Below are 25,894 nucleotides of genomic sequence, written 5' to 3' on the forward strand. Positions count from 1 at the left end.
TTATTATTTAATTCTAATCTGTCTTTTCAAAAAATAATAAATTTCCTGTTACGCAAATATACCCATCAAAATTTCTTGCGCACTGAGAACAGCAAGGTGTAGTATTTTTTTATAGTAAATTTAAGAAGAATGAGGGAAACCAAAAGTCATTACTTGTATTTTCGTGAATAGCTGTGAATAGCTTAATAGAAACTATGCTATTAATAGCTACTTTCAAGTTGAATCTTATCACTTAAGGATCTGTTGACATTAGCTGCTCTTTAATTGAATAAAGGAGATGGATATGACACAAAGAATTGCCCACGTTGATGATGATCCTGATATTCGAGATACTGTTCGTCAAATCCTAAAAAAGCACGGCTATGAGGTCGACAGCTATCACACAGCGAATGATTTTCTCAACTCATTGAATGATCCTGCTGTAATTCCTGATTTGGCTATTCTTGATGTCATGGTTGAATCAATGGATGCAGGCTTGAATACCTATGTAGAATTGCACAACCGTTTCCCTAAAATGCAGGCAATTTTTATGACTTCACTCGGTGATATGATTTTGCCTTATTTCGAAAATAAGTCACAAGAACAGCAATTTAACCTGGACGGGAAAAAAGAAGGTGAACAAAAACTAAGTGATGAAATATTAAGAGATAATATTCGCTGGTTCATCATTTTTCGATGGGCTGTCATTGGTGCACTGATTCTTTTTCAGATCGTAGCTCTGATAGCATCTGAGGAACTTACTCAACTGGGAATCAGAGAACAGCAAGTTTGGCCGCTTGCGATTACCGTCATTTTGAGTGCCGCCAATTTTGCGTATATTTATGCATTGGATTTTTGCCAGCCTTTAAAATACAACTCACCTTCAATCAACATTTGGCTGCAGATCATTGTTGATTTATTATGTTTATCGATAGTTGTGCATTATGTAGGCAGTACCGCAACGCCTGCTCCCTTCTTCTATATCCTCCATATTGCCTTAGCATGCATCTTTTTCTCGGCGCTGGAAAGCTTATTTGTTGCAATCATAGTTTCCGCGATGTACACGATTGTTTTACTCGTTGAAAATGAAATGTTCTATCAAGTATCACAATCAATTCTTATCGATCCACGCTTTTCGAATGAAAGCTTACAAAAAGGTAGAGTTCTAGTATGGATGATTGCACTCGATACTTTATTTTTTATTGTATGGTATGTTGTCTCACGCCTTACACTCGTTGTTCGAAAGCATGAGCAATATCTCCGGGATGCCTATGATCAAATCAATCAAGCCCAAATTGCAAAAGATCAGTACGCTATGTTAGTGACGCATCAACTTAAGGCACCGCTTGATGCTATCCGTAGCAAAATTAATCTGGTCAAAGAGGGATATTGTGGAGAGGTGTCGCGTGAAATTGAAGATGTGCTAACCAGAATTGATAAACGTGGACATAATATGTCAAATTTAATCCTGGATGTACTCAGGCTTGAAAGACTAAAAACCGCTGGGAGAAATACCAATGCAATGGGATACGTTGATATTTCAGCAACGATTAATAAGTGCATTGATAAATTAGAACCAGTAGCAAATGCCAGAAATATTAAAATAAAATTATCGATGCAAAATTTTTTTGCCTTTGGTATTCCAGATCAGATAGAAATATTATTTGAAAACATCATTGCCAATGCGATTACTTATTCTTATGACAATACAGAAATTAATATTACTTCTATCATTGAACTGTCAGATAACTTAGCAAGCGTAACCATTACTGATCATGGAATTGGCATTGAAGCAAAGGATTTACCGAATATTTTTGACGAGTATTTTTATTCTCCAAGAGCGGTGATGCATAATCAGTCATCTAGCGGCATTGGCCTGTCACTCGTCAAAATTGCCGCAGCTAACAATAATCTACAACTTAAAGTTGCCAGTGCACCAGGCTTGGGAACAGCATTTTCTGTGATTTTCCCGAATATACAATTTTTAAGGGAGAATCATAACGCTTCTGCATATTAATGTTTTATACCAAAGATAAGCAAACTAAGCAGAAAATAGGTAAAATTTAGGATATTGATGGATTTTAAATGCTGACTACTTTGAATTCTATCAGAATAATATTTTATGCAAATTATCGAGAAGGTTAAGATTCTCTCCAGTTGTATCACAACACCCAACGCTTTGTAAGTTTTGGACAAATAATCTATTAAAAGGTAAAATTCTGGGTTCTTGAAATAGAGTTAATTAACAAAACTGGAGAAAATTAATTATATGGCAGTTACAACCGAGCAAAAAGCCCAGGTGGTGCGTGATTATCAAAGAGCCGCAGGCGATACGGGATCTCCTGAAGTACAGGTGGCACTTTTGACTACTCGTATTAATGATTTGATCAATCATTTCAAAACACATGTTAAGGATCATCATTCTCGCCGCGGCTTACTTAAAATGGTCAGTCATCGACGTAAATTACTGGATTATTTAAAAAAGAAGAGCAACGATCGTTATCTAGCGCTAATTGAGCGCCTTGGTTTACGCAAATAATTAATTTATTAGCTTTCTTCCCTAAGTCAGAGAAATTTTAAGTAATCGTTTAATTAAACAATAAAAATGAGTTATCAAGTAGGGAAATAGCCAATCAAACAAGGATGATTACATCAATAAAGAAGGATTGCTAATTGGAACTAATAAAGAAGAGTATTACCTACGGTCGCCATAGACTTACTTTGGAAACCGGAGAAATTGCGAGACAAGCTCATGGTTCAGTGATAGTTTCGTTGGATGATACAGTCGTATTGGTGACTGTCGTCGGAGATAAAAGTACCAAACCTGGGCAAGATTTTTTTCCGTTGACCGTTGATTATCAAGAAAGATTCTATGCTGCAGGTCGTATTCCCGGAAGTTTCTTTAAACGTGAGGGGCGCCCTTCCGAGAAAGAAACACTTACTTCAAGATTGATCGATCGTCCTATTCGGCCATTATTTCCTGCTGGCTTTTATAATGAAGTGCAAGTGGTTGCAACCGTTTTATCAGCTGAAGTTGAAGTGGATGCTGATATCGCAGCAATGATTGGTGCTTCCGCTGCGCTAGTACTTTCGGGTATTCCCTTTGATGGTCCTATTGGGGCCGCCCGTGTTGGTTATATCAATAATGAATACGTACTCAATCCAACTACCACCGAATTAAAAGAAGCTCAGCTTAACCTGGTTGTTGCTGGAACACAGCAAGCGGTCTTAATGGTTGAATCAGAAGCAATGGAATTATCTGAAGAGATCATGCTAGGCGCCGTTATGTTTGGTCATGAGCAGATGCAAGCAGTCATTAATGTCATTAATGAATTTGTTGATGAAGCTGGCGTTACTGCATGGGATTGGAAACCAGCTGAAAATGATCCGGTATTAATTGAAAGCATTTCACAATTGGCAGAAGCAGATTTGCGAAATGCTTTTCAATTAAAACAAAAGCAAATTAGAAACGAAACCATTAAAGAAGTTTGGCAACGCGTCTACACAGAATTAGGTGTCGGCGCTGAAGAAGGTCCTGATGAGCAGTCCGTCAGAGAAATCGGCTTTGAACTCGAAGCCCGCATTGTTCGTAGTCAGATTCTTGATGGAGAAGCGCGTATAGATGGACGTGGCACAAGAACTGTGCGCCCTATCTCGATACGCCATGGTGTACTTCCACGAACACATGGCTCAGCATTATTTACACGAGGTGAGACACAAGCGCTGGCCGTGGCCACATTAGGAACAGCACGCGATGAGCAGAAATTTGATACCCTACAGGGAGATTATACCGAACGCTTCATGCTTCATTACAATATGCCTCCTTTTGCTACAGGAGAAATTGGGCGTGTCGGTACGCCAAAGCGACGCGAAATAGGCCATGGTCGTCTCGCAAAACGTGCATTGGAAGCAGTGCTTCCTCCACCTGAAGAATTTGGTTATTCGTTAAGAGTCGTTTCGGAAGTGATGGAATCCAATGGTTCCAGCTCTATGGCTTCGGTTTGTGCTGGTTGTCTTGCATTGATGGATGCAGGCGTTCCCTTGAAAGCGCATGTGGCAGGTATTGCCATGGGGCTGATTAAAGAAGGGAACCGCTTTGCTGTGCTTACCGATATTCTTGGTGATGAAGATCACTTGGGCGATATGGATTTCAAAGTGGCAGGTACTGAGAAAGGTATTACTGCACTGCAAATGGATATAAAAATTCAAGGGATTACCAAAGAGATTATGCAGGTAGCCTTACTACAGGCGAAAGAAGGCCGCTTGCATATCCTGGATATCATGAAGAACGCTCTTCCCGCTACCCGGGAAAACATTTCGACTCACGCTCCGCGCATTATCAAATTTAAGATTAATCCGGAGAAAATTCGTGATGTGATCGGTAAAGGGGGCGCCGTCATCCGTGCACTCACTGAAGAAACTAATACGACCATAGATATCAGTGATGACGGCACAGTTACGGTTGCCTGCATTAATAGTGAGGGCGGGGAGCTTGCAAAGAAACGTATCGAGGATATTACAGCAGAAGTAGAAGTAGGTAAGATATATACAGGCGTAGTATTAAAATTGCTCGATTTTGGCGCAATTGTGAGTATATTGCCTGGAAAAGACGGCTTGCTGCATATTTCTCAAATTGCTCATGAGCGTGTTGAAGACGTAGCTACTCATCTTAAAGAAGGACAAACTGTGCGAGTAAAAGTCTTGGAGGCTGATGAAAAAGGTCGGCTCCGTTTAAGCATGAAAGCGGTTACTGAGGTCGAAACAGAGATTGTACCTTCCTAATACAATATTAGTCTTATTCTAATGTAACTCCAAATTTGTCAAAGTAAGCGTTACCATATTTGAAGTAAATATAAGATAACGCTTACTTTGTGTCTTTGATTATTCAAATTTTCTAGGCATTTCCTACTCTTCGTCATCCGCCTGCTATTAAGATAAATACCAATAAAGCAGCTACAGGAGTGAGGGGGCAAATATAAAACGCTTTAATTTCCTGGATTCATTAATTGATGACTCGTTCTGGTGAGGATGGCGTTGCTTTGTAAATAACGTGAGTTCGACATCAGGGCAATCGCGCTTAAATTATCCCAATCACCCGGAGTAAATACTCATCCGACATTCCGCACCCCCGTTCGCAATTATCTGAATTTTCTTGAGATATTTTTTCATACCCATTTTTTTGGAAAAATTAATGAAGAATTATCAGTGAGTTATGAAAAGGGTGCGGAATGTCGGCTCATTATCCCATCCGGCTTTTAAACGCTTGGTCTTGATGCCAACCCTGGATGTTTTTTCGGCCTTGATCAGATTCAGGGCGATATGCCGGATCACAGCCAGATTCGCAGCACTATGCCCCTTGCGAGTCCGATTGCTGTCTTTATCAAAGGCGATATCAAGCACCCAGTGCAAATTGTTCTCTATCGCCCAATGCGCCCGCACCACACGCTCTAATCGCTCCGGATCATTCGCATCAAGGCTACTGATGAAATAGCGTATTTCCTCGGTCACTTTGTTATCGGTTTCTCTTGTGGCGGTAATGGCAATAATGCTTCGTAAGCTTTTCCAGTCATGCCGTTCCTGGAGCCAGGCTATATCGGCTGTTGCTCGAATTGAGCGGGTTTCAATTCGACCATGCTCACCTTCATAGCTAACCGAGGTGACTGCCGGCGATAAAGATGACGTGAAAAATGTTTTCACATCGTCGTGTAGATTGCCCTGATTGCCTTTCAGGCTAAACACATAGTCACCGCCTTGCTGTTTAATCTGTTCGGCAATTTTCTTCTGGCAGCCCATGGCGTCGATCGTAATCACTGCCCCTGCGATATCAAGCCTTGAAAGCAATTTGGGAATGGCAGTGATTTCATTTGATTTGTCATCGACTTTAACCTGGCCTAATACCAGATTGTTGTGCTGAGCCCAAGCGCTGACCATGTGGATGGCGGCTTTTTTTGAAGCCTGGTCAAGGCTACGTCTTAAACACTTGCCATCTATCGCAATCACTTCGCCTTCGGTGAGGCTGGCCAGGTCAGCTAACCCAACGGGAAAAACAAACGCTGAACTGCTCGGTATCAATGGCGGCGTAAACTTCCCCGAAGGTATCGTGCGAAGGGTTGCCATGCTCCAAGCCCAGCAACTCGGTAAACCATGCCTCTTTTGCCAAGCCAAATTGTTCAATGGCAACCTACATCTGCACCACAAACCGTAGCGCAGATACTGATAAAGAAAATAGCTTGTAGCGGATGTTTCTTTTGTCTGTTTACTCGAGGATCTTGAATGCTCGAAAAGTGATGGATAATGGAAGGTGTTGGCTTTGCTATCATCTAAAATCAAAATGAAAGTGTTATTACCTTATGTAAATTCTATTTTCAAGCACTTTTAAGCGCGATTGCCCTGAAGTAAGTACGATGTGACAGAGTAATAAATTTTTAAAAGTGCTATTATATTTTTTTAGCACGAATTTAATAGGTAAATATGATAACCCCGACTAAAACTTCTTCCAATCTTCCCTCAAAAAGTGATGAAACTGGTACTAAAGAAGAAAAGATAGATCTTTCTAATCCAGCCCCTGAAAACGATAAAACTGAATCCGACATGATGCTACCGCATGAACGTGATCAAACTCCAGCTGCGGCTGGCACAATGGGCGCCGGGAATGAGCAATCACGAGAAGTTATCAAGCAAGCATACGATGATACTAAGGAAGGATTAAAAGATACTGATCACCGAGGAATACCTTCAGACATCGACGCCTCAGATCCTGCATCACAATCTCTGACAGATGATATACGCAAGAATAAATAGTAGGTAGTTAAATTTTTCTTCTAATTTATGAAAGGAAGATCCGGGGCAAGATAGATTTATTTCACCAACATCAACCTTGAATAATTACTTTCAAGCCTTGATTGAGCACTTTTTTTGCGGGTATCACTGACTCACGGAAAACGTTCAGTATTTCTACTGCCATTGCTTGAGAAGGTGCCGAAATTTCGGTATGGTTTGAGCCAACTTCGCGATTAACCAACCCACTAGACACCATCGCACAGTGAGCTGTATCAAATTACCTGCGTTTCGGATTTAGTGAAAACAACGAATTAATACCCTCTATAATTCATTCTCCGCGCATTACATTCATTCCAAGTACATATAAAAACCCTAGGCACATCAAATAATCGCTTGTAGCCCATCCCAGTAGGTTTATTTGAGACCATCCATAAATATTAAACCCAAGTTCGCTCGAATTTATTAGCAAACGACTTGAAAGCTTTTAACTGCCTCAAGCTCTGGCTTACGGGGTCTATATAAGAGAATTAATTGCGCCGCTCATGATTATTTGAGGAACCTAGCACGATTTGGCGGTTTACTCATTATTGGTAACATGATGTTTGCCATAATGCTTGCTCATCACAGTCAATTATTTACATTAACAAATACCGGTGGCTGGGCTCTAGAATTACAAGCTTTCTTTTTACATACAGGACTAGAAGTATTTTTCCTTGGAACTCGCAGAATCACAATTAAGCCAGACTAGAGAAAATCAAACTAAGTTTAAGTATGTTCACATAAAAAAGAATACGTTTTAGATCATTTCAATTGTATCTACTAAAAAATTAAATACACTTTAAATTAACGTGAGTTCGACATAAGAAAAGCTGTAAAAGAAACCTGAATTCCTTATGATGAAATGGTTTTGCAAAAGAATTTCATCATGAGAGGAGTCAGATTTCCATGGATACTACAACGATTTTTTGTGAGAGTGACGAATTTTGTAAAGAGTTTGAGCCGCAATGGGAGCAGCACTTATTAGAGTCATCGCTGAAACAGCGTCGGCGGCAAGGAGCGCTGTGTCTAAGCGAAATCATGACCATCATGGTCGGGTTTCATCTGTCCGTCTACCGGACATTTAAGCCCTATTACCTGAATTACGTGTTGAGGTATCAGCGGGGTTATTTTCCAGGGTTGGTGAGCTATAAACGCTTTGTTGAGCTATTGCAAGGTAGCCTGGTACCTTTGTGCTGCTTTCTGACCAGCCGCTTTGGGCAATGCAGTGGAATCAGCTTCATCGATTCGACCAAAATTAGCGTATGCCACAATCGCCGCATTGGGTCACATAAAGTAATGGCAGAGTTTGCTGCTCGGGGAAAGACCAGTGTGGGTTGGTTTTATGGGTTCAAGTTGCACCTGGTCATTAATGACCAAGGGGAATTGCTGGGAGTCAAAATCACGGCGGGCAATGTGGATGACCGTGACCCGGTACCAGAGTTGACGCGCTCCTTATTTGGCAAACTCTTTGGTGACCGGGGTTATATCTCGCAGTCACTCTTTGAGCAACTTCGGGAGCAAGGCGTGCAGCTCGTCACCAAGGTACGCAAGAACATGAAAAACAAGCTGTTGCCACTGTTTGACAAGCTGTTGTTACGTAAACGCTCGATTACTGAGACCGTCAATGATCCATTGAAGAATATCTCGCAAATCGAGCATTCCCGCCATCGCAGCCCAGTTAACTTAATAGGTGATTTAACCACATTCCAATTTCTAGCAATGAAACAACTATCCGACGTCATTGCGCGATGCCATGCACATGGAATAAAAATATACACGCCCTCCCCTCCAACTCAGAAATCCAGGATTATTTATTTTTCACCCGTCGGCGCAGACGCCTTACTCCGAAATAAACGATCGTGAGTATTACTGGAATTGCAATACCAGTGATTAATTCCACATTAATAGCATATCCTGCAGCTTTCGCTGCCTTAAGCCCATAGCCTACTATACCAAGCAAATAGTAACTCAGTACGACCACTGATAATCCTTCTACAGTCTCCTGCAGCCGCAATTGTAAACGTGCACGATTATCCATAGATTTCAATAAATCACGGATTTGTGATTCCGTGGAAATATCGACGCGTGTACGCAGCATGGATGAAGCGCGTGTTACCCGTAGAGAAAGCGTCTCCAAATGTGAGCGAACGATATCGAAAGTTCCCATTGCCGAAGTCACACGCTGTTTTCTAAACTCATAAAGCATCTGCAACCCTTCGATACGCTCTTCTCTCAATTCAGCGATACGCTGCTGCATGATAGCGTAATACGTCTGTGATGCACCAAATCGATGGCTAGTCTGGGCAGAGATTTTCTCGATTTCGGAGGTTAATCTTGTCAATTCCCCTAAGAGACGCTGCTCATCTTCAATTCCGGGCAAATCATTACTAGTAATCAGCTCTGATAAGCGGTCATCGTAACGCTCCAACTGAGGAACTATCCTACGCATGAGTGTCAATGGCAGTATGGTGAGCATACGATACGTCTCAATTTCCAGCAAACGTTGCACCAGCCTTCCAACCTGACGGCTCCGGAGATTATCATCATGAATCAAGATTCGGCTAAAACCATCTGCATGAATTTGATTGTCGCTCCAAACACTGGCGCTGCCTCCTGATACTTTGGAACCAATCACGGTATTGGATGCAAATAGACTAGCTAGCTCACTTAGACTACGGCTAGGACGAGATCGATCATCCAGTGCAATATGCGTCGCAACCAACACTTCACCGGGCAGGCTGGCTAACCAATCTGGTGGTACAGAGGTAATGGCTGGTCTAGCAAAAGGAATATCGAACGGACCTTTACAATAAACTGTATAGGTAGAATATTCGGTATGGCGTTCCCAACGTAGACGAAAATCTCCAAAGTCGGTACTGAACTGATCAAAGTGAGCATTAGGTGGAAAAATATCGTAACGATGACAAAGTTGAACCAATAATTGGCGCTCCTGATCGACCCATTGCCGATCAGACAAAAGTACCAAATGAGATAGTTGGGCAGGAATACTCACCAACTCATAAACATCCGCATTAAGCTCAGCATGAAGATCGTGTCGTTCTGAGTATTCCGGAAGACCTAAGGGGTGCTTACCGAGCAAAGCGTGCTTATTAGTCATTGTTTGTGAAGCCAAAGGAGGAAAATCCATATTGCTTAGCATTCCTGAAATTTATGAATATCTAAAATAAAGATTACCATATATTGGTTAAAGCGATATTTCAGTATCTCCTGCTAGTTAAAAGAATTTTCTAATGGAAAATTCTGAATTAACTATCAGAGTTTAACAACAGGTGGGATGAATGTAGTTTGAGTTTATATCTGATAAATAATTAATTTTGTGTCTGTTCTTAACACCACAACTGCAAGGTAGATAGTTTTTAAATGGTTTTTTTAGACTATACCAGCAGTGTAACTCATGCCGTTCATAGCATATTCGCAGAACATGATCTCTCAATGTATTGTCGGCCCGGCTTCACGAAAGATGGCGTCTATAGCTAGCGCGTCAAAACGGTATTCGCGATTGCAGATGTCGTCATGTACGACAACTTCGCCACATTCCTGCAAAATAGCATTAACTTCTGAACGGCCTAAAGACTGCAGCATATTATAGATTTTGGCTGGATCTTCGTGACAGCCGTAGCTGACCTTCTGAGCTTCAAAAATGCGGATGGCTTCTTCCGTAAACAAGCGAGTAAGAATTTCTTCAGCAGTTAATCTGAACATAGGCTGGTCTTGCACCGTTGCGGCAAGTGCTTCTATACGAGTCCATCCATCTGGATCCTGTTGATCGGCGGTGGGAAGCTTCTGCAGCAGGATGCCGAAGATGGCATTATCTGATGTCGTCAGGAACAAACGTGAAGGAAGCTGTTCAGACTGCTTGAAATAGTGCTCAAAGACTTCGGCAATCGTGTCACCATCAAGCGGCACAATGCTCTGGTAAGCCTCGCGCATGGACAACATGTCCAAGGTCAGCACTAGCTGACCATGCCCCAGTAAATCAGGTACTGGTAACATTCCTACCTGAGGTACATGTTTAGCCATCCCGCGCAAATGAAGACTTTCATCGCAGTCGATAACTAACATAGGAACCGGACCATCACCTTTTAGCTGCACGGTTAGGCGTCCAAGTTGCTTGAGATTACTACTCAGTAAAAGCGTAGTAGCGCTCATATCTCCAAGTAGCTGGACGACGGATGCCGGATAATTCCGATCTTGCAGCATTTGCTGCCATACGCTATCAAGATGCACCACTGCACCCCGTATATCCAGATTCTCTAATAGAAAACGCTGTACGTAGTTGTTCATTTTAATGATTCCTTTGCAATGCTATTTAAATCTGTAAAGTTACTAATTTACGATATCACTTAATCAGATAAATATCTGTTTATGTTTTTTGTGGATAAGTTTGTGAGTAATTTGTAAATATTGATACCAGGATGGTTATCCTTAATAATATTTACTCATTGGATTAAGATTTAAATATATGATTTTAATGAATTAATTATAATTATATTATATGCTGAGGCGAATTTAATTGAAGTGATGAGTATTATTTAACAAATTGTGGATTATTTCATAATGTCAATATTATTTTAGAAGCCAACTAGAGAATTTCATGTGCTAAATATTAGAAATACTAATCCTGCTTTAAATAAAATTGAGTAACTGCTTATGGTTATATTGAATTATAGGACATGGCTAGCTCAATAGTGATGAAGAGAGATAACATTAATCCAACATACCGATAAATAAATAGAGACAATATAGGCCCCCTGCTCGACTAAGTTTGACTTGGCTTTTTTTCTTAATTCAAAAGTTTTAAATAAATCAATGTTAACCTGTTCCAGCACACCTTGTGACTAAATAGTATTGCAACCCAAGAACTTCTTGCATGGTATTACCGTAATGCTATGCCTACTGAACTGTGTGGGTAAGTGTGACAAGCTGAACGTTCGGGTAGTTCAGTTTTGTTACACTGATGTAGTTGAAGTGGTACTGGATATTTCAACCAAACTTCATTTTGCTGGTATCAAGCTAATGCGCCTGATGCTGCAAAGTTCTAGTGATAATAGAAAGCAACAATAAGTTAGTTTTTTAGCAGAACAATTTCATACTTTGGCAAAATAATACTCCCTATTTTAGAGAAGAAATCGCTCACCCTGAATCTCTTTTTTGTAAGATAGTATAATGAATCATCATCTGAAAAAAGCTTTCTTTGAAACTCAAGCTAAGACGCAACAAGAGCGCGTCAAGCAAACCGACCGATCTGTCCAAACCAGTCAGTCCGACAGTCAGGCGGAGATGTTTGCCAATCGTTTACGCAAAAATCTGAAGAAACTAACGAGATGGGCCAAACAGAATCAGGTGTATTGCTACCGATTATACGATGCTGATTTGCCGGAATACTCGGTAGCAATAGACCTTTATCAAGGTGAGCAAACCTGGGTCAATGTTCAGGAATACGAGCCACCGAAAACGATTGATCCTATCAAGGCCCACCAGCGACTCGCGGGAGCGATGGCAGAAGTAGCGAAGGTGTTAGAAATTCCAGCTGAGCAAATATTTTTAAAAGTTCGCCGCAAGCAGAAAGGCACCGATCAGTACCAAAAATATGGCAATTCAGGTCGCTTTTATATCGTTGAAGAAAGCGGGTGCAAATTCTGGGTGAATTTTGAGGACTATCTGGACACCGGCCTGTTTCTCGATCACCGGCCAATGCGTATGTTGATTCAACAACAGGCTAACGGCAAGCGTTTCTTAAATTTATTTGCCTATACCGGGAGCGTTACGGTACATGCCGCGGTCGGTAGAGCGGCAGCTAGTGTCACGGTCGATATGTCCCAAACTTATCTGAACTGGGCGAGACGAAATTTCGACCTCAACGGCATCCGTGGTGATCACAAGCTGGTGCGTGCTGATTGTCTTGAGTGGTTGGCTAAACAGGCTGATTCAAAACAAAAGCAGCACTTTGATCTGATTTTTCTTGACCCCCCAACTTTCTCCAATTCCAAGAAAATGGGTAAAGCCTTCGATATCCAGAGTGATCATGTACAATTGATCCGCAATGCTACGGCGTTGTTGGCGCCGGGTGGAGTATTGTATTTCTCAACCAACTTCCGTCGCTTCAAAATGGATAAAGAAGCGATGATGGATTTGGCCATTGAAGATATCAGCGCAGAGATGATCCCTTTGGATTTCGCTCGTGATACCAAAATTCACTATTGCTGGAGAATTTCTCGATGAATGAGTAGGTGCATATTATCGGAAAGAGTAGGATTCTACTCCTAACGGATAGTCATGCGGCAATGTTTGTAAATATGACTAGACTAACAGATCACTTCTGTTAGTCTAGTGCCGGAATAAATAGGTTACAACTAAACCATGTAGCGATCTATCGTCCCTTGACTTGTAGAGCATTCTTAACAGATTTCACGCCTTCGACACTACGCGTAACTTCGGTCGCTTTGTCAATGTCGGCTTCGGAACTGACGAAACCACTCAGTTGAACGACACCCTTAAAGGTTTCAACGCTGATTTCAGTGGATTTTAGTGTAGGTTCCTGGAAAATTGCCGTTTTAACCTTTGTGGTAATGACAGAATCATCTAAATATTCTCCAGTTCCCTCTTGTTTGGGCGTTGAGGCGCAGCCCAAGAAAAAAGTCATTAGAGCAATTAAAAAGAAAGTGGAGAAACGGTTATTAAGCTGTGTCATAGCAATGCTCTCCTAGAAGATTGACGGAACAAAAACATCCTTCGTTACTTTTAGAGTAAAGGACGCTCGGTTTATAAATGCTCACCTACATAAATTATTGGATGTATAAACAACGTCATAAGTTCATACTCATCAGGTCTCGACACAGGGTATTAAACAACAGCCATCAATATTGCCTGCTGAGATTTTTATTCCCGTCAATTTCCTGACGATTAATGATCAGGTGCAGCCTGAAACGAGACAATGACGAACAAGCATTGCATATTAAACCAGAGATTCTGCCAAAACTAATATACAAGCATATATTTTTACTATAATGTCCATCACATCTATACAGCCATTAAGGATAGGTGAGGATAGGTTACCAATAGAATTTGAGAAGGAGCTTAGCAAATATCTGGTTTTATTTGAATAATCACATTGTCTCTATTGCAGTACTGGAAAAACAGCTTTAATTAAATAATAATAGCTGCGCTAACCTGGTTGTATTGACCAATGAGGCAGCAAATTGGATGTCTTGTTAGTTCTTTCGCATAGTACTCTTCATAGTTATATTACCAATAAAGGGGAGCAATAAATGGTATCGAGACGCAACTTCCTTAAAACTTCTGCAGCCTGCCTGGCCATCCCAGCGGTACTTGGAATGAGCAATACATTATGGGGTCAGCCAACCAACTTGCGGGTTCGAAAAAACTTGATGACCCTTGCAGACAATGATCCATTCTTTGAAAAATATGGCGAAGCGGTAAAGGCCATGCACGCATTGCCTGATACCGACCTGCGTAGCTGGTGGGGTCAGGCAACCATTCATGCAGATTATTGCCAGCATGCTACCCTTAACTTTGTATCGTGGCACCGCCCATATATAGCGATGTTTGAGGAAATCTGCGGAGAGCTGATTGGCGACAGCAATTTTGCCTTGCATTACTGGGATTGGAACCAGAAGAATGGGATTATTCCCAACCCCTTTTACGACAATCCACTGCTTAATGTCACACACTGGAATGATCCGGGGGAATATAATGGGATTAACTGGGGGCGAATCGACAGCCTTCCAATTAGGGCTCTGCAAAAGGGTACAGGATTGCAAAGTGATCCAGTACGTAGTGGTAGCTTTACGGAAAGAAACTTGCAGACCATTTTGCGTCAATCTTCATTTGTAAACTTCAACAACATGCTGGAAAGGCAACCACACAACAATGGGCATGTCATTGCTGGTTTCCCGGCAAGAGGGTTGCCCGGGCACATTGGTGATGGCTTATCTCCACTCGATCCAATTTTCTGGATGCACCACTGCATGGTGGACTACATGTGGGCAAAATGGCAATCTGCGGATAACACTACTCAGGACAACGACGAAACCTACAGCGATATGTTTGTAGACAAGAACGGTAATCCCATCACCTTCACTTCCCAGCAAGTGCGAGACTTTACCAAACTGGGGTATACCTATGATGACTTGATTGGCAGAGAGCGTTTTGAAGCGATGTTGAAAAACGCCGAAATTTCGAGTGCCTTTCAAGCGACGCTAGCGGAACAGTTAAAAAGCGCGAAATCTGTGTCCTTAGGAATGAAAAAAGCAAGTATCACCGCAAGTGTTGGCGAAGAAACCAGTCTTTCGGCTAAAACCACGAATTTGCTCAGAAACCTCCAGAGCAGCCGCGTGTTTCGCACTACCCTTGCCGGCAAGAAGCTCCTGGCCACAGAAGGTACGCGCGTTATAGCTGTTCTAAAAAATGTCGGCTGGCCGCAAGGCGGGAATAACGGTCTGGTAGTGAATGTTTTTGTGAATTGCCCTTATCTGACTCCAGAAACGCCTGCAACTGATCCCCATTATGCTGGAAGTTTCGGTTTTTTTGGCTCTGCAAAGATGACAAGCATGGAGCATGGCAGCAGTGTGGTGATAGATATTACTGCGCCGTTGACGGTACAGGCTGGAGCAGGCAGGCTGATCGATGATATCAAGGTGCAACTGATGCCGGTTAATGCAGCTGCTGAAAGTAAGAATACTGCCTCTTTTACTGTTACAGATTTAGAAATTATACGGCTTGATTGATGCTGGATGGAGCAATAACTTCTTATTATCTTGAGCGTACTGCTGGTTATAACGGAATTTTAAGCTGTGAACTTACCTACTGCCATAATAGGATGAACATGAAACCATCGAGACGTGTTGCCATCGGGAGTCTGGTCGCAGTATTGCTGGTGCTTTTATGCCAAAGTTGTTATGCGGATGCGGTCGTGGACAAGGACCGCATCGTGCAGATGGCTCTCAAGGGGACGATGGAAGCTAAAAAAACACCTACTATCCTGGTCGTGCGCTATAAGGTGCTTGCTGCCCCCGAGCAAGAGCACAGCATGATCCAAATCATATTTTCTCCCATAAAACTCAACACAGACGACAGAATAATAACTCAGAAGCAGGAAGACTGGATGAGCGAGAACACCCTTGGATGGATCACTCACCACCCTCCTGCCCGTCAGGGTCAAACGGGAGAGGTTCGTTTGTCCATTCCATTACCCGTCCGTGAAACAGCAGAGCAGCATTTTGTGCTATTTCGGATGCTGCCGGTCCATCCTGAAGGAAAATTAGAAAAGAGCCGCCTCCAGATTACCTCTGTCCACCTGGAGTAAATAGCGTGAGTTCGGGATAAGAAAAGCAGCTAAAGGAATAGCCTGGTGATTCTTATGTCGAACTCGCGTTAAATAATAAACGCCAACTTATTTGGTAATGACATGTAAAACATCATGCCGATCTGTATCAGTGACTAGACCTGGTTCATTAGTGCCCGACTGTACTGAACCACTAACTAAATGAAATTTATTCTCAATGAAACCTCCCGCCAACCCATGACGTGGCATTGGCATTGGAGCTAATCTAATCCATGTATTACTTTTAGGATCAAAAGCTTCAACTGTAGTATAGGTTCCCCAAATATCTTGATGTCGAATTTCACCACCCGCAACATAAAGACGGCCATCATATACATCCCATGCTGTAGCACTACGTGGCGTAGGCATCGAGGCCTTTAAATCCCAGCGATCAGTACTCGGATCGTACTCTTCGACTAAATCTAAATTCTGTGAATATGAAATGAAGGCAGAACCAGCTCTACCTCCAGCTACATATATTTTATTATTGATCATGCCTGCAGCTGCATGATTGCGAGGCGTTGGCATGTCTGTTGCATTAGCCCATGTGTTTGTTGCGATGTCATACACTTCATGCTTCCCTAACGCTATTAATCTGGAAGGATGTATCCATTGGTTTTTACTAAACCCTTCCGGAAAACTCGCGCCTCCAATTAAATGAATTTTCCCATTAATATGCACGGCATTCGCAGATCCTCGTTCTGAAGGGAGCGGAGCTAAAATTTTCCAATTCCCGGTTTCCGGATCATACATCCAGCTATCCGTAACCGGTACCCACATTGCTTGACCTTCTTTGGGCATTGAAAACCCACCGAACATATAAATTTTACCTTCTACGGAAGTCAACGCCATATGATGCAATTTAACGGGCATGTCATTTTTACGTGTCCATTTATCGGTTTTCGAATCATATTCCATCACCATACCAAGCGGCTCCCAATTGAGCCCTAATCCACCGAACATGTAAAATTTATCTTTAGTGGAAACGCCTATCACCTCCTCAGCTCCAAGAGGTGTAGATGCCGCTGTTCTCCATTCATAAGATTGTGCTGGAATATTATCTTGAGCACTTAACTCATTACTCAACAAAAATATCAATAAAATTCCTACAGCATGCTTGGATAGGTTCATACTGATTCCCCGCGAAGTGGTCATTATTAAGGATGATAAATTGTTACTTTATAATCAAAATAATCATTAATACTGCCATAACCAATTGAAAAATATCTGGTAAATTGGCTATTTCCGTCATCGCAGCCCATTTAACTCCTTTGTTCATCTGATAGTGGAGTTAGTGGCTTATACTTTCCGAGAGAAGCAATCTTACCTTAATATTAGGCACAGACTTTTCTAACTGCAGTGTTGTGATCCTTATGTCAAACTCACGTTATATGGAACACAATAAAGGCTAATCGTAGCCACCACACATGAATAGAGAAATATCTTCATCCGTAGCATTAATCAGAGCATGGAGATTGCCACCTTTCAACATAGCAAAATGTCCCGATCTCAAAGTACGAATTTCAAAACATCGCTCTCGTTGGGGCATTTTTAACCAATCCCCGATTACCATAAACCCTTGGCCTTCCATCATCAAAAACATTTCCTGATTATCTCGATGGCGGTGCAGACCAATGCCACACCTTGCTTTTAAGAGATGTAAATCCATGTAATCAACAGCAAAGAATGGTTCAAAGTTGTTGTTATGATTTTTAGTACCAAACGCATTGAAGTTCCAGGAATTTAACTGACGTCCTAATTCATTTCGACCTGAATAATAGCCATAATTAGACATCAAATTTCGGTATTCCAGAAAGCCAACTCCTCCATGAGGATTAGGGCTAATTCCAGTTCCCAGGAAGTTGTCCCAACCTCGCAAAATCATGTTAAATTCATAGTGGTAGTTAGCTCCGTTTTGTGAGTCCCACTTTTGTTCGTAAAAATCTGCCCAAGCTAGCTCTATATGTAGTGGTAAAATTGGGTGCATGGAATTGCTGGGTGCAACATTTATCATGTAGAGATCATTCAATTTTTCCCGGTTAAAGTCATGCATATTTCCTTGCACAAGAGCGTTTTGGACGATCAATTCTCCTCGTTGTAGTGCTTCTAATCCTTTAGTATCCAGCAGTGTGGTTAGATCGCTATCAGGATAACCCCAAAATTCAACTTCATAACGATCGCTGCGTGGATTGTATGGCACTGGGACAATGATAGGCCCTATGTTAGCAACTTTAATCCAGAGTTTGATTTTTTCACCTAATTGATTATTGGTTGAAGTCGATAAATGAGAATCAGGTCCCCCGCGATAGGAAACACGCAGGAATGGGCCTGTCCAGTTTCCAATAGTTACCAGGCCTCTGATGAGCACTGTGTCAGTACTCACAAACTCTTTGACGTTCTGCTTCTGGAAGTCGGTCTTATTATCTTGCAGCGATGGTTCAAGGATACCTGCGTCCCCTCCTTGGGGACCATAGAAAGTGAGTGAGTGATAGGGGAACAGATACTGTAGATGTTCAGATAGATAAAATTCACGCTCTGCAGCCAGCTGCGATCGCTCCATTAAATTCATCAATTTCAGCAGCGGATTGCTTTGGTCATAATTGGGAGTTGTGCCGGATGGCACCTCAACGATAATATCCGAGTGAACAATAAACATAGAAAATATTTTCCCTTTTAGACCGTGTGGTATAGAAAAGCTACAAACTTGAGCGGTATAGTGCCATTATTGCGGATGCCGTGCATTCCTCCACTCTTCGTGTAGATGACACTACCTGGTTTAACAGGAAGTTCTTTGAAATCTCTGAAGCCCAAGCCCATCACCTGCCGCTCCACCGTGGGAAATGAATCAGTAGCCGGATCGTCCCCAACCCGTAGATAAGCTATCCCCTCACCTTCGGTGATGTAATACAGCTCTTCAGTGCCAATGTGCTGGTGATTACCTTCAACCTTACCGGGCGGTATGGTGACTTCGTGGAAGAATATCATTGACCCACCCAACTCACGCTGAACTACCCAACGCATCTCAATAATATTGTCATCTTCCAATTCTTGATTGTCAGAATCCATCATTGCATTTCGATAACGCACAGGTTGAATATCGGGTGTTTGTAAGTACCAACCCCGTTGGAAGTTGATGAGATAATTCTGATCCAGGATAGTATTATTGGGAGAACTCGGGCTAGATGTGCGAGGTTCCTGGTGGGATCTCAAATATCCGTTATCCCATACTGTATCATTGTCATTAATAGCGTACCCTGTGGGCAGATCGCGGTCATTTTCACGAAATGCTAGCTCTAGTTGCCTTAAAGATTTGATCTCCTGCAAAGCTGGATTAAAAGCCCGTACTCGTGTAATCGGGCAATCTCGGCCCATCTGATCCAACACTTGGAAATCATGAAAAGAATTGCCCGGGGGCTCTAATGTTTCCCAGATCTCTACTTGAAACGCATCTACCCAGGGACAGTAGTGGAGTTTAACCCTCGACTCAGCCATTTTTGTCATATCGTCTGGCATGATTTTGACCCAAGCAATGAGCTGGTCCTTGAGGAAGCGCCGCTTTTCACGGGCTTGTTCAACTAAGCGGCTGGCTCTGTACTCTATTCGCAGAAAGTTGCTGAGAAACTGGCCGTCTAAGTAGACTTCTCCCTTAATAACATTAATATCGAAGTAGCTGCGAACTTCCTGGACATTATATCGGTAGCGATCGCTACGAGTGGCATTTAAGTATTGGGCGTGATAAATGCGGTCAGGAAAAAAAACGACTTTAAATATTTCATTCCAGGGATTTGTCTGAATGGTATTAAAAGCGGGATCCATAGTTTTTACAACCTCTTAAGCAATTCGTCAGCAACACGAAAGGAATTAGCCTGAATCGTTAAGGTTGGGTTCGCGCCACCTGAGGTAGGCATAAATGCCCCATCCGTAACGTATAGATTGTCAAAATTCCAGGCACGACAATGAATATCCAAGACCGAATCACGGGGGTCAGTCCCGAATCGTGCTCCACCTAGAATATGGTTGGCAATGCGTGCCAGGGCGTTCTCAGCATTAAAAATACCACCTTGACCTTCAAACAGAAATTGAAATTCTCCGGTATTATCTTCTCCACCATATTTGAGAATCTTTCCGCACATCCCGGCCAAAGTATCCATCAAATACTGATCATGACTGTGCCATGTCTTGATGATATAAGCTACTGGCCGGTTCCACTTATCTGAAATGGTTGGATGCAGCTCAATTCGGTTGTTTCTTTGAGGCACCTGGTTCGCCATAAAACTTACAGATAGCCCTCTTCCTATGTTTTCATCTAAGAAATCTGCTAAACCTTGGCCTGCCAAACGAGTATCGTCAATAAAGCCTTTCCAGAGCGTATCAAGATCCTGACTTCCATGATTGCGTCCTATGGAAAGAGGCAAAGCCTGGTCAGATGTATTGTTATAAATTGCACCTCCAGCCCATAAACCATTGTTTTTCAAAAAATCTTCTGTGGCACAGCAATCTGTTGCCCAGTCGGCGTCTAAGGCCATTGACTTGTCATTCCGGGTTGGCATGAGAGCGCTGGCGCCTCCAAAACAATGGGTTAAAAAATATCTTCCCAACAGATCATTTTGGTTGATGCGTTGATCAAATTCGCTATTAAGCCTTGCAGATAGCTTTAGCAATCGAATCGATTCAATTGCAGAACAAGCCACCACTACCAGGTTACCTTCGACAGATAGTTGCCTTCCTGATGGATCCCGATACATCACACGATTTATCCTGGCACCGTCACATTCTAGATGAGTGACAATGCAGTTTGCACGAATCTCGAAATTGGGTTGGTCGGAGATTGGACTCAAAAGAGCTACCCAAGTATTCGATTTAGCACCAAGGGGACAGCCGTAGCGATTAACGTAGCTGGTTTTTAAGGTTTCTGGATCGGTAGGAACTTTTCGCCCACTTGGTGGGTGATCGCGAGTGATCACTGCCAGAGGAGTACGGTAAGGTAATAGGGGATCTATAGGGTTAAGCTCTCGCCCTAACTGCTCCATTCCAGCTTTGGCGTAACGACTTATAGGGTTCGGTTCCAGGGGAGGCTGGTAGTTGTCCTTGCTAAAGCGTTTAAGCTGATTATCAACCGTTCCGTTGAAACCAATTAATTCTTCGGCCCGAGTATAATAGGGCTCAAGCTCATCATAGCTAATTGGCCAGTCTCTTGCCTCTCGCTGTACATCCTCATCAGGATCATTTTTGAGATCAGTACGACCCGCATTGAAGCTTTGCAAGTGAAAATCAGTGGGAGTAAAACGCAAAGATACTCCCCCATATAGCTGGGTGCCACCTCCCACAACTTGAGCGGTATAGCCTTCAATTGTTGCGCGATCTTGTCCGTCTGCCCCACGGTAGACATGAGGCTCATCATTAATATCTGGCTCTACGTGACTGGAGTAAAAACCTTCTCCATAGTTAGCCACTCCAGGAACCTGGACTCGCTTTTCCGTTCCATCGGAGATTAACTCATCGCGTTTAAAGTCACTTAATCCATTTGTATTTTGGTATTGCGGTTTAAATAGCGGGCCTTTTTCTAAAATTAGAACTGATTTGCCTGCTTTGACCAATGTATGAGCTATTGGTGCTCCTCCCGCTCCACTACCAATAATTATTACATCAAATTTGGTTTGCATAATAACTCCTACTCGCAAATGCCGGACTGTTCAAACTGTGGTGGTCACTTTTAGCCGTGATAGTCCTTATTGATCCCTAACGGGGATTCAATTGCACGTTGCCAGTTGAATAAAGTGGTTCTTGTCGCTGTGTCAAGATACCGTTCCGCAAGGTATGCCCATCCTGCTGCTCCAATATTTCCACCATATTTAGGATGGGAAAAAGCGCCTGTAAAGGTGTGGCGTCGTAAAAGCTCCCAAAAGTAGCGTGGTCTACTATACCTACTGTAATCCCACCCTGGAACAGTATTTGCCGCCATCTCGTCATAGAGCTGGGCATACATTTCTACTGATATGTCCTGCGGGTCGATAAAAGGATTCCGTTGCCTCAACACTTGATTAATTTCACTAATACAGATTTTGTAATCAATCAAATGATGGTTTTCTTCTCGTGCCAGAATACAGTCAATATAATTGGCTGCCCCCACTGATTCATCAAGACGGTAAGCAGACGGGAAAAGAGCAGCTTTGTCTTGCTTATCAAGAATATTATAGTAGCGATCGATGAAATTCTGTCCTTCTCGAGTACGAAATGGCAAGATGTGGGCCACGAGCCGCTGCAAGATAGCATATTCCCAATCTTCAAAACTGAGGGGCTGAGTACAGAATTGGGTGAAAAATCGTGACCAGGTCTTATTGTTATCGAGAGTAATCCGCTGTGGGTTAATCGGATCTATAATGTATTGATTATTAACCAAGTATTTATAGAGATGGACTTCAGCTTTCGGTACAATGACGGTCAAAGCAAAATAACCAGTATTTTCCCCTAAAAACTGAATAGGTCGAAGGGGAATGGGTTCATAAAGTGTGGCAAAAGTACCAATTACGCCAATGCTTACAGGAGAAACAACATCCCGATTCTGATAGACAAAAGTTACCTGATTAACTGCATAATTAGATTTAGAACTTGTCCCATCGCTATAAGTGTCGATAAGAGGAAATCGCCATGATTCAGCGATTCTAGCCCTGGTGTCATCGCTGCCAAATTGTCCGAAATTATGTCGTGGATCTGTATTATCCCTCGCTAAATATTTAGTGCAATGGTTCAATACATACTCAGGATCAGGGTCCAGAACTTGAATTGCCATTTATTTCTCCTTGTTCTTGACTGACTAAAATAAATGCCCGCAAATTAAAGCTCAGCAAAAACGATGAGTCAAACTTCCTTATATAACTAAAATAAGTGATAACTAATATTTAAACAATAATACATTTGCATGCATTTTTAACCATAATAGCAAGAACGTCGAAAAAGAATGGGCGTGTAATATCACTACTTTAATTTGACTGTTATTCTTAAATAGAAGACTTGGGGCATTCCAATTTCTGTAGCATTTCTGCATGAGATAATGGAATGGATGCTCACTATCCCAATTTTGTTACCTTCAAGCGTTTTTGGTAGATCATGAATGGTGTTAGTGCTACACAAATATAAAACCATATAGAGCCCTATAGCGATTATCTCGCAAAAACTAAGAGGCTATTTGCTGGTAGCACGAGCGATGCGGAAAAATTGAACTCGTGCAGCGGCTGCGTATCCGCCCACACCTGACCACCATTACCGGCAACTTGAGGATTTACCCAATGATCGTATACATCACTGTTGAAGACCTCGCGCCAATTTCCGCCTCCGGGAAAACCAATACGATAGCCAAAGCGATGAACGTTGCCTAGATGAACGACTATGAGCACATCGTGGCCTTCGCCCTCCACCCACCGGTGAAAGACCAATACTCGATTTTGATCATGCGTATGCACTATGCGAAATCCTTGACCTTTTAGGCCTGGGCGGCTATTACGCAAATGGATCAACTCCCTTGTAAAGCGGAGATGGTCAATCATGTCCTTGTCTCCTTGCTCAAGTCCGGCCCAGTATAGCAGCAAGTTCTGGTCATCAACGAAATTGTCGGACCACTGCTTATCTTCGAGGAACTCCTGTCCCATGAAGAGCATGGGGATACCAGGTGCAGTCAGGCTCAACCCAGTAGCGACACGCGCACGACTTCGGGCAAACCATGAACGCGCGTTTGAAGGATCGCCCAAATTGCTGATGCGCAGTTCCCGTCCTTTATAAACAATATCATGGTTCTCTGGCCCCTGTACAAAGTGCCAGTGTTCATAAAACCCGTCCGGCCAGAGGTTACGCGCAAGCACCGTCATGTCGAGCGGTCGCTCGTCTGGCACGCTTGCATTTGCTATGACATTACGAATAGCGATCCGAAGTCCGTCTGTCAGGGTCGTATCAAACCCCGCACCTTCTGGTGGTCTCTTCACGATGTAGGGGTTGACATTCCAATACTCGGCAAGATCCATGGCATTGGAGGTATTTGCAAGGAGCGTTGCCGCGAGATCCTGACAAAAAATCCAGCCATAGGGCGCCCCGTCATGATCGATTACCTCAACACGATCATAGCGAAAGCCATCCACACGATATTCGTTCAGGAAGAATTTGGCATTCTGAATAAGGAAATCGCGTACTTCCGGCTTGGCAAAGTCGAAAACAAGCCCGCCCGCGTGGCCTTTATCCGTAAAATAGAGCGAACTACGGTTCCCGCCAGTAGTCGCTTGTCGATCAAAGAAATATATACTCTCATCACCGAAACTTCCGCCGGCATGGTTATAGACTACGTCCAGCAGTACGGCCACCCCGTGCAGATGACAGATATCCACAAGCGCTTTCAGTTGATTCATTTCGCCATATAACTCGGCCACTTCATATTTCTGCTGGCCCTTCGACTCCAATAGCTCATTCACCTTGGCGACGTAGGATGCCAAATCTGCATCTGCCACAGCGTAATCCATTTCAGGAGAGTAATAGTCAGTTCCGTTGTATCCAAGACTAAACTGCGTCTGAAACTCTTGGATAGGCATAAGTTGTAGCGCAGTAATGCCCAACTCAGTCAAATAGGGGATTTTGAGCGCGACGTCAAGGAAGGTACCGGCCTTGTTTGGAAGGTTCGGAGTGAAGAACGTCCCTACATGGAGTTGATAGATCACAAACTCATGAAAAGGCGGTGTGATGAAACCCAGTTCGTGCCAAGGAAAATCCGGTTTTCGGATAATGCATTTGCTGGGGAAGGGCGTTTCCAACTCGCGCGCGTAAGGGTCACGTTTGGGCCCCTCACTCCCATCACCAACGATATAAAACATGTACCGCTGCCTATCACGCACACCTGGGATAAAACCAAGCCAATGACCGTAGTTGTCGCACGTAAGTAAATCGGTATCGGTACGTAGATGCCCGTTGAAATCACCCACAACATGAACGGAATGGGCATGCGGTGCCCACACACGAAATGTAGCACCATCAGCGATGAGGTTTGCTCCCATTGGTGTCCCGGAATGAGTGTGCTCAAGCGATGCCGGCATAAGATTAGGCCCTTGATAAAGTTTATAAGAAAAAGAAGATCTCTTTTTAAAAATACCAATTCTTCAATAGCTTATCTAATATGCAGGCTAATACAATACGTGCAAGCACGTAGGAATTAGTAAATTTGTCCTATTACTTGATTTAAGAGGTAGCTTCTTCAAAAGATAAAGCCTGAATCATTATTTCTGTGAAGTGATCCTCAAGACTATGCAGATTATTAAAGTGAGGTATGCTGAGTTTTATGAAGTCCAAAGTTTCTTAAAATATAGACATGAAATGGAGGGCAAAAATGGAACAATTACCCCGAACACGATATAGCCAGGACTTTCGCGATCAATCGATCAAGTTTTTTAAAGAAAGTGGATTAACTCTGGTTGAAGCAGCGAAACAACTATCTGTACCTGAGTGGACCTTTAAGAACTGGGTTTATGCTGGCCGGCAAGGCGAACTCACAACTGTAGGTATTTTACGAAGCAGAATAAACAATTTATGATTCTATGTATCTGTACTATAAGATATTTAATATTTTATTTTCAAAAATTATTTTTTATACAATCATGTAGATTTATCTATAAAAAATAAAAATTGTATACATTTGCATTATTGCTTTATTTTTTGTTACCCTCCTATATTGATAAACAATAAAGTTGGATTGTCTTG

At 42.5% G+C, this 25,894-nt stretch carries 20 protein-coding genes and 1 pseudogene; 9 read left to right on the plus strand and 12 right to left on the minus strand.

Annotated elements, in window-relative coordinates; translation table 11 throughout:
- Positions 1-283 precede the first annotated feature (283 nt).
- The 3 genes from AAW31_RS11470 (at position 284) to pnp (ending at position 4,761) form a co-directional block, all read left to right on the plus strand.
- Complete coding sequence (locus AAW31_RS11470) at positions 284-1,996, plus strand: hybrid sensor histidine kinase/response regulator (RefSeq protein WP_046850329.1); 1,713 nt, start codon at positions 284-286, stop codon at positions 1,994-1,996.
- Positions 1,997-2,248: 252 nt separating this feature from the next.
- Complete coding sequence (rpsO, locus tag AAW31_RS11475; protein WP_046850330.1) at positions 2,249-2,518, plus strand: 30S ribosomal protein S15; 270 nt, start codon at positions 2,249-2,251, stop codon at positions 2,516-2,518.
- Between the two features lie 134 nt (positions 2,519-2,652).
- Positions 2,653-4,761 (plus strand): polyribonucleotide nucleotidyltransferase, encoded by a 2,109-nt coding sequence (pnp, locus tag AAW31_RS11480; protein ID WP_046850331.1) that lies wholly within the window; start codon positions 2,653-2,655, stop codon positions 4,759-4,761.
- Between the two features lie 420 nt (positions 4,762-5,181).
- Here pnp and AAW31_RS11485 read toward each other — a convergent pair whose 3' ends face one another.
- The 3 genes from AAW31_RS11485 to AAW31_RS23180 are packed head-to-tail and all read right to left on the minus strand — an operon-like array spanning position 5,182 to position 6,299.
- Entirely contained in the window at positions 5,182-5,979 is a 798-nt protein-coding gene (locus AAW31_RS11485) for an ISAs1 family transposase (RefSeq protein WP_258920395.1), read from the minus strand.
- 25 nt (positions 5,980-6,004) lie between these two features.
- Positions 6,005-6,139, minus strand: coding sequence for a transposase family protein (locus tag AAW31_RS23175; protein ID WP_309567359.1), 135 nt, complete (start codon positions 6,137-6,139; stop codon positions 6,005-6,007).
- Positions 6,140-6,149: 10 nt separating this feature from the next.
- Complete coding sequence (locus AAW31_RS23180; RefSeq protein ID WP_258920396.1) at positions 6,150-6,299, minus strand: transposase family protein; 150 nt, start codon at positions 6,297-6,299, stop codon at positions 6,150-6,152.
- 151 nt (positions 6,300-6,450) lie between these two features.
- Here AAW31_RS23180 and AAW31_RS11490 point away from each other — a divergent pair, with 151 nt between their 5' ends.
- Both AAW31_RS11490 and AAW31_RS11495 read left to right on the plus strand, forming a co-directional pair.
- The gene (locus AAW31_RS11490; protein ID WP_046850332.1) at positions 6,451-6,780 is read left to right on the plus strand and encodes a hypothetical protein; all 330 of its coding nucleotides are present in this window, start codon (positions 6,451-6,453) and stop codon (positions 6,778-6,780) included.
- Between the two features lie 924 nt (positions 6,781-7,704).
- Positions 7,705-8,523, plus strand: a pseudogene (locus AAW31_RS11495) (IS982 family transposase); the annotation flags it as partial.
- Positions 8,524-8,605: 82 nt separating this feature from the next.
- Here AAW31_RS11495 and AAW31_RS11500 read toward each other — a convergent pair.
- Both AAW31_RS11500 and hslO read right to left on the minus strand, forming a co-directional pair.
- Positions 8,606-9,916: a DUF3422 family protein gene (locus tag AAW31_RS11500; RefSeq protein WP_046851731.1), complete on the minus strand. Its 1,311-nt coding sequence runs from the start codon at positions 9,914-9,916 to the stop codon at positions 8,606-8,608.
- A gap of 332 nt (positions 9,917-10,248) precedes the next feature.
- Positions 10,249-11,103 (minus strand): Hsp33 family molecular chaperone HslO, encoded by an 855-nt coding sequence (hslO, locus tag AAW31_RS11505; RefSeq protein ID WP_046850333.1) that lies wholly within the window; start codon positions 11,101-11,103, stop codon positions 10,249-10,251.
- Positions 11,104-11,985: 882 nt separating this feature from the next.
- On the opposite strand from hslO, the gene rlmKL reads away from it, so the two are divergent.
- Complete coding sequence (gene rlmKL / locus AAW31_RS11510) at positions 11,986-13,041, plus strand: bifunctional 23S rRNA (guanine(2069)-N(7))-methyltransferase RlmK/23S rRNA (guanine(2445)-N(2))-methyltransferase RlmL (RefSeq protein ID WP_082110430.1); 1,056 nt, start codon at positions 11,986-11,988, stop codon at positions 13,039-13,041.
- Positions 13,042-13,189: 148 nt separating this feature from the next.
- Here the strand turns inward: rlmKL and AAW31_RS11515 are convergent, their stop codons facing one another.
- Complete coding sequence (locus AAW31_RS11515) at positions 13,190-13,510, minus strand: BON domain-containing protein (RefSeq protein WP_046850334.1); 321 nt, start codon at positions 13,508-13,510, stop codon at positions 13,190-13,192.
- Between the two features lie 577 nt (positions 13,511-14,087).
- On the opposite strand from AAW31_RS11515, the gene AAW31_RS11520 reads away from it, so the two are divergent.
- Both AAW31_RS11520 and AAW31_RS11525 read left to right on the plus strand, forming a co-directional pair.
- A complete protein-coding gene (locus AAW31_RS11520; protein ID WP_046850335.1) occupies positions 14,088-15,566 on the plus strand; it encodes a tyrosinase family protein in 1,479 nt (492 codons plus the stop codon).
- Between the two features lie 98 nt (positions 15,567-15,664).
- The gene (locus tag AAW31_RS11525) at positions 15,665-16,144 is read left to right on the plus strand and encodes a hypothetical protein (protein ID WP_144412940.1); all 480 of its coding nucleotides are present in this window, start codon (positions 15,665-15,667) and stop codon (positions 16,142-16,144) included.
- Between the two features lie 87 nt (positions 16,145-16,231).
- Here the strand turns inward: AAW31_RS11525 and AAW31_RS11530 are convergent, their stop codons facing one another.
- The 6 genes from AAW31_RS11530 to AAW31_RS11555 form a co-directional block, all read right to left on the minus strand.
- Positions 16,232-17,293: a Kelch repeat-containing protein gene (locus tag AAW31_RS11530; RefSeq protein WP_046850337.1), complete on the minus strand. Its 1,062-nt coding sequence runs from the start codon at positions 17,291-17,293 to the stop codon at positions 16,232-16,234.
- A 277-nt stretch (positions 17,294-17,570) separates the two neighbouring features.
- Positions 17,571-18,818, minus strand: a complete 1,248-nt coding sequence (locus tag AAW31_RS11535; protein ID WP_046850338.1) for a cupin domain-containing protein — start codon at positions 18,816-18,818, stop codon at positions 17,571-17,573.
- Between the two features lie 17 nt (positions 18,819-18,835).
- Entirely contained in the window at positions 18,836-19,978 is a 1,143-nt protein-coding gene (locus AAW31_RS11540; protein ID WP_046850339.1) for a cupin domain-containing protein, read from the minus strand.
- A 5-nt stretch (positions 19,979-19,983) separates the two neighbouring features.
- Positions 19,984-21,825, minus strand: a complete 1,842-nt coding sequence (locus tag AAW31_RS11545; RefSeq protein ID WP_046850340.1) for a GMC oxidoreductase — start codon at positions 21,823-21,825, stop codon at positions 19,984-19,986.
- 50 nt (positions 21,826-21,875) lie between these two features.
- On the minus strand, positions 21,876-22,952 hold the full coding sequence (locus AAW31_RS11550) for a gluconate 2-dehydrogenase subunit 3 family protein (RefSeq protein ID WP_046850341.1): 1,077 nt from the start codon (positions 22,950-22,952) through the stop codon (positions 21,876-21,878).
- A gap of 370 nt (positions 22,953-23,322) precedes the next feature.
- Positions 23,323-25,194, minus strand: coding sequence for an alpha-amylase family glycosyl hydrolase (locus AAW31_RS11555; protein WP_200899619.1), 1,872 nt, complete (start codon positions 25,192-25,194; stop codon positions 23,323-23,325).
- A gap of 329 nt (positions 25,195-25,523) precedes the next feature.
- Between AAW31_RS11555 and AAW31_RS11560 the strand changes: the two genes are divergently transcribed.
- On the plus strand, positions 25,524-25,727 hold the full coding sequence (locus AAW31_RS11560; protein ID WP_046850343.1) for a transposase: 204 nt from the start codon (positions 25,524-25,526) through the stop codon (positions 25,725-25,727).
- Positions 25,728-25,894: the final 167 nt, after the last annotated feature.

This window comes from Nitrosomonas communis, assembly GCF_001007935.1.
GTDB classification, from domain to species: domain Bacteria; phylum Pseudomonadota; class Gammaproteobacteria; order Burkholderiales; family Nitrosomonadaceae; genus Nitrosomonas; species Nitrosomonas communis.